The 5732-nt window shown below is 45.6% G+C and carries 5 protein-coding genes and 3 pseudogenes; 5 read left to right on the top strand and 3 right to left on the bottom strand.

Annotated elements, in window-relative coordinates:
• A partial coding sequence (locus tag C7N83_RS12800) for a subtype B tannase (RefSeq protein ID WP_106743115.1) occupies window positions 1–1270 on the bottom strand: 1270 nt, incomplete at its 3' end.
• 240 nt (window positions 1271–1510) lie between these two features.
• Here C7N83_RS12800 and C7N83_RS14965 point away from each other — a divergent pair.
• The 4 genes and pseudogenes from C7N83_RS14965 to C7N83_RS17255 form a co-directional block, all read left to right on the top strand.
• A complete protein-coding gene (locus tag C7N83_RS14965; RefSeq protein ID WP_170064913.1) occupies window positions 1511–1660 on the top strand; it encodes a hypothetical protein in 150 nt (49 codons plus the stop codon).
• Window positions 1661–1817: 157 nt separating this feature from the next.
• Entirely contained in the window at window positions 1818–2162 is a 345-nt protein-coding gene (locus C7N83_RS12795; protein ID WP_106743113.1) for a formate dehydrogenase accessory sulfurtransferase FdhD, read from the top strand.
• A gap of 313 nt (window positions 2163–2475) precedes the next feature.
• The gene (gene fdhE / locus C7N83_RS12790) at window positions 2476–2757 is read left to right on the top strand and encodes a formate dehydrogenase accessory protein FdhE domain-containing protein (RefSeq protein ID WP_106743112.1); all 282 of its coding nucleotides are present in this window, start codon (window positions 2476–2478) and stop codon (window positions 2755–2757) included.
• Between the two features lie 21 nt (window positions 2758–2778).
• A pseudogene (locus C7N83_RS17255) lies at window positions 2779–2865 on the top strand (hypothetical protein); the annotation flags it as partial.
• Window positions 2866–2992: 127 nt separating this feature from the next.
• Here C7N83_RS17255 and C7N83_RS16350 read toward each other — a convergent pair.
• Window positions 2993–3378: pseudogene (locus tag C7N83_RS16350) on the bottom strand (IS1595 family transposase); the annotation flags it as partial.
• Between the two features lie 611 nt (window positions 3379–3989).
• On the opposite strand from C7N83_RS16350, the gene rclC reads away from it, so the two are divergent.
• The gene (gene rclC / locus C7N83_RS12775) at window positions 3990–4565 is read left to right on the top strand and encodes a reactive chlorine resistance membrane protein RclC (RefSeq protein WP_106743107.1); all 576 of its coding nucleotides are present in this window, start codon (window positions 3990–3992) and stop codon (window positions 4563–4565) included.
• A gap of 884 nt (window positions 4566–5449) precedes the next feature.
• On the opposite strand, the pseudogene C7N83_RS12765 reads toward rclC, so the two are convergent.
• Window positions 5450–5554: pseudogene (locus C7N83_RS12765) on the bottom strand (IS1595 family transposase); the annotation flags it as partial.
• Window positions 5555–5732: the final 178 nt, after the last annotated feature.

The raw sequence follows: 5732 nt of genomic DNA, 5'->3' as shown, positions 1-5732 counted from the left end.
TCAGCGGATTCATCATTTTAATGTCTTGTGCATTAGCTAAAGCCGCGTTTTGAGCCGTGCTGTTTTCCATGGCAAACGCGGTGAAGTGTTGCTTGTCGGTATTGGCATTGCCAAACAACTGGTTCTCACCGGTCGATAAATCCACATCGTCAAATGCAGGCGGTGTTTTCTGACGACCTGCTGTTTGAGCATATTGGGCGAAATCAACCGCGCTCACTTTGCCGTTTTTTACTGTCAACCAGTCTGCTTTCACTTCTTTACCGGCATCTAATTCTTTTTGTGCTGATTGCGCCAAAAAGCCGCTCACAAAGTTTTTGAAGCTGCCGTTACCATTCTGATCCAAAGTCAACGCGCGACCTTGTGCATCTTTCAGATGAAGACTGTTGATGTAGGCCGGATACATCGGTTTCAATTTATCCGACAACACTTTTTGATCATCAGTTAACGTGCCCGGCACCAACTCGCGCTTCACATTGTAATCCAGCATGGTCACATTCATTTTTTTGTAATCGTTCACACCGTTGAACTGCCATTCATAAGCCATGTCGGCATGTTCTAAATCAGTAATCGGACAATATGCGGAAACGGCAAAAATATCATCACCTGCATCGGCCGCGCCCAAGGCTTTCAAATGCGCGTCATAATCGCGATGATTGCCGGTTGCGCCTAATAAGGCAGATAATGCCCCGCCCGCACTGGTGCCGTTAGCAATGATTTTTCCGGCATCGCCCGGCATCACTTTATCGTTGGCTTTCAAATAGCGGATCGCGGCTTTTAAGTCCGCAACCGCCGCCGGCGCTTTGCCGTTGGCGGAAGTTCGTCCGCGCGCACCTGCTGATGCCACGACATAGCCTTTCAATAAGGCCACCGCAGCAGCATTCGGTGATTTGACTGCATTTCCCGCCATAAGCCCCCTCGGGCTTTTCAATTCAGGCTTGGCCGGTTTGGCCGGCATATAGCCGCCGATTTGATTGGGGAAGAAAATTGGTGCGGTTTCTGCCGTAAAGCCATCAATACTGCCGCCTTGATAATACTGTTCCGGCACATAAATATTCATCACTTCATATTCGGCATCAACCGGATTTTTTACGTACACAATCCCTTCATAAGCGCGGAATTTGATGGTTTCACCATTTACGGCCATACTTTGCACAGTGTATTTCTGTTTGGAAAAATCCAAATCATGTTTTACTTTGTCCGATGTGGCTTCGCATGCACTCAAACCCACTGCTACGGCAGCCGCTAATAATGTTTTATTTACGGCATTCATTTTGATAACCTTAATCATTAAAATCAACTATTAGAATGATATACCTGACTTTGGTTCATTTGGATTAAGAAGCAGAAAAAATCGCGCTAATGTTGGTTTTCAGACGGCTTGAACCATGATTTTCCTAAGTCTGCAAAGCTACAGTGTACTATTCTTCCGGCTCAAACAACCTGCATGAAGAACAAGACGTACATGCCGAAGAAACGGCTGCTGCCTTAGTTTATAACGGCAACCTATGTCGTGTTGATGGCGACGTCGCAAAATTTAGAAGCATTGGCATTGGGCTTCAGTGAAGGTATTCTGATCACGCCAGCCGAACTTTACGATATCGAAGCCAACGAAGCCTGCAATTGCATCTTGAGATTGCTTCAGCGCGTTTCCAAGTTTTGAAAGAACACCGCCACAACATGGCCGGCCGCACAAGATGCGGTTTGTGCGGCATCGACAGCTTGGCTGCAGTCAAACCTAAATTGCATCAAGTGGCACGCGGGCAAGCCCTGCCCTTTTCTGAGATTCAGACGGCCTTAGCCGGTTTCGACCGCCACCATTGCACCAAGCCGTCACTTCGGTACAAGGTGTGGCTTGGGTGCAAAACAGCAATATTTTGGCCGCTTTTGAAGACGTCAGCCGCCACAGTGCATTAGACAAATTAATCGGTCACGGCATACGCGAAGGATATGACTGGCAGCAAGGTTTTACACTGATTTCCAGCCATGCCGGCTACAAAATGGTCGCTAAGGCTGCAGCGATGGACATAGGCGGCTTTGCCGCTGTGTCCTCCCCAACCGAACTGGCCGTGCGTCTGGCCGAACAAGCCGGCATGGCCTTAATCGGTTTTGTCCGTGAGCAAAGATTTACCGTTTATACCTATCCGCAATATATCGTCAAATAAGCGTTTGAATGTGCCCTCAGACAGTCTGTCGATTAGGCTGTCTGAAACACACACCATAAGGAAAATACATGAAAACCACCACCATCAGGCCTGCCAAGTAAATCCAGAAAGGCTTGTTCCACACCTCTTTCTGGCTGGCACCGAAAGCAGAAATCTTTGCCAAACGCGCCGTGCGTTTTGAAAAATTGGCGCAGGCAGACAAAAGCGAATAGCATCTTTACCTGATGCAGCTTGCCACCGTATGCGAAGCGCAACAGCCGCGATGTCAGGTCATAAATTGGCTTTAAACTAATCAGGACACGGTGCGACCGTTTTGCCTGAAGTCGCAACTGTTGATGTGGTGTCTGAATTTTTTAAAGTATTTAACGATATTTTGAAAGAAATCAACGGTAAAATCACCGCTACCGCTGCCATCGAAGTCAGCAAATTAAAAGCCTTGAGCCAACAACAAGCTAGAGCCTTGGCGCACTGCGTGTTGACTCAAGCCACCGAAACACAAGACCAATCGGCCGAAATCCGGGTACAGGCTGCACTGCAAGTGATTTGGACGGCATGGGCATTACAATTGACCAACGAACATGTGCCGCCGACCTAAGAGCGCACTCTCTGCCCTTGCTGCGGCACCGAACCCGTCGGCAGCATGGTATTAATTCAAAGCAATTTAAACAGTCTCCGCCATATGCACTGCCCATTGTGTAACAGCCGCTGGAATGTTTACGCGCCCAATCCCCGACCTGCGACGATGCCGGCAATATGCGCATCCAACAAAACAAAAAAAGCGCACCTGAATTGGCACCGGTGTATTGGTATCATCATATACCTTCCGGTCATTCAGTGTCGATTCCGCTGTCGGCAGAAATGTGGCTGCATATTCATTTTGGTTAACGGAGCTTTTGACGCATCAGGAACAATCCCGCTATTAAAACAACGCTGTTACGCTTCAATATTCTTGAAGACAAATCGGAAAGTAAAATGGTTTTACCCGAAACACTGCGCCTACGCCTATCCCTGATGCGCCGTACACCTAAGGCCCGTCTGATTCGACAATGCCGGACAGGGGCAGATTTGGTCCGCATAAGGATTTAATCCTGGGCCTGATTTTCAGGCAGACAGGATGGATACTGCGGATACTGATGACGGTCATGTTGGAGGTATCGGAAACAGTTAACTCAAGCGCGCAACAGCGGATTATTACGCTGAATTTCAGTTCTGAAATTTTGCTGAACTTTTGATAATTACTTTTTTAATTTTATATCAGTATCTTATCACGTTTTCTTTGGTAATTTTGCTTCCTAAGCACCAAACAATAAATTCTAGGCCAAATGTAAGCTGGTGGTTCGTTAAGATTTAATTGTTTTAGATGATTTGGCAAAAGGCCGTCTGAAAATTTATTTTCAGACGGCCTTTTGTTTATTTTCCATAAGTGAATAAAATGTTAATCCAACAATAAAAACGGATTGGTACCGGTGCAGCTGAAGTCTGCCTCTCCGACTACAAATGTCCAAGCGCAGTGAAGTTAAATTGCCGGTAACCGGATCGGCGCATTGTTGTTTGTCTCAGTGGTAGAGTTTGTGGTAACCGTTTCAGGATTTGCAGCTTTCGGCATTGGCTCCCCAAGTATGCGGCTGAGATTAAAAATGACTTGAACGAAACTAAAAGTATTTATCAAATATTACTTTTGTGCCAGTAAATGAGATTTTTAAACAAATAAAAAAATGGCAGTCATGAGAAGATAACAGTACATTCAATTAGAAATGTTTCTGTAGTGTAATGTGTACAGTGATGGCTTCAAACGTCATACTGAAATAATATCGAAAGGAAAAAATAATGGCTTTTTGTCAAAGCTTCTTGCAAAAAATTGCTAGCTCCGACCAATTCGGTGTACATCTCTGCCGGATTTCCATCGCGATCGTGTTCTTATGGATAGGTTGGCTGAAGTTTATTCCCTACGAGGCAGACAGCATTGTGCCTTTCGTAGCCAACAGTCCGTTTATGTCATGGTTGTATAATGATCCTCTCAATTATCTGCAATATATGAATCATGAAGGTGTATTAAATCTGGAACACCGGGCTTGGCATGAAATGAACAATACCTATGGTTATTCCAACGGTCTGGGTGTAGTTGAAATTACTTTTGCTCTGATGTTGCTTGCACATTATATTTCACCCAAAATAGGATTTGCAGGTGCGATTTTATGCTTTCTCACCCCTTTTGTTACCTATACGTTTCTGATTTTTACCCCTGAAACTTGGGTGCACGGCCAAGACGCGCATACCGGCTTTCCCTATCTTTCCGGCGCCGGCCGCTTAGTATTGAAAGATGCGATGATGTCGGCAGCAGCTTTTGTAGCGATGGTTGATTCTGCCAAAACCATTCTTCGTAAGCAGCAAAATTCGGCATAAGCTAAATCAATTCACTACAATAATAATCGGATGCCGTCTGAAAACAGTATGTTTCAGACGGCATCCGATTATTTGCAATAGGTCTTAATAGTAGATTTGGCAATAAGATATTGAAAAATAGAGTAAACCTCCATATACGGCCAATGAAAAAAGAAGACGGAAGAAAGCTTGCAACTTCGGAGCAACATGAACAGATGTTCAGCCGGAGCCCTTTGTAAAACCCCTAACACGCCTCTAAATTTACTTTGAAAGAATTTAGAGACATTTTCCATGAGCAGCTTCATTCTACCAACAAGCCCAAATCATGATGGTCGAGCCCGACAGCGCTCCTCTCATCAAATCCGACAACATACTTGATTGGCCGCCCGTCAAACAACTGTGCCACCAACACAAGACCCGTTACCTTCACGACCGCCGGGGTTATTCCACCTACCTGCGGCTGCCTGTGTTCAAAGCCGTACTGCCCGGGGTGCATTTGCGAAGGAAGAAAGCGGCTTTCAGATGGCATTTATGTGCAAAGCGCACAAGGGCAAACCTGTAACAGGGGAAGACAAGCAGTGAAACAAGCAGCTGTCGGAAAACCGTTATGCGGCCGAACAACCTTTGGGGATGTTGCACCGGAAATCCGGCTGCAAACGGGCGCGTTATTCCGGCTTACACAAAGTATGGGCGTAAAGCCATTTAAAAGCGGTGTAGCTGAACCTTGTTAAATAAAGGCGCCTGTTGCTGCCTGAAAGGCAGGAAATACGCCCTGAAAAGAGGAAAATAAGGGCAGAAACAGTACTCAAAAAGGCAAAGCGGCTAATCGATAATCCAATTAGCCGCTTTGGTTGATGCGTTTGTATTTTGCAAAGGTCTCAGGCTTTTCCGGCCAGCGTTTGCCTTTGGTTGACACCAGCCGGCCCAGCAGCCGTGCGTGCGGTAACGCTTGCGACGGACAGCCCAATCAGTTTGTTTTGTTTATAGGGGTTTAGACGGTTTTTTCTTATACGGGGTATTTTAAATGATTTTGAATTGCCCCAGTTATCTAGGGCAGCACCAAAAGAATTGCGGAAAGGTTGCTAAATGCCCAACAAATTCTATTATTAAAATAATTCATGATTATTCTGAAAATTTTGAAATTGACTCATGGCTGTGAAAAAAATAAGATGGCATTAACAGAAAATA

This window comes from Neisseria iguanae (assembly GCF_003013245.1).
GTDB classification, from domain to species: domain Bacteria; phylum Pseudomonadota; class Gammaproteobacteria; order Burkholderiales; family Neisseriaceae; genus Neisseria; species Neisseria iguanae.
Note: the sequence above shows the minus strand (reverse complement) of the source record. Positions and strands in the feature narration are given on the sequence as shown.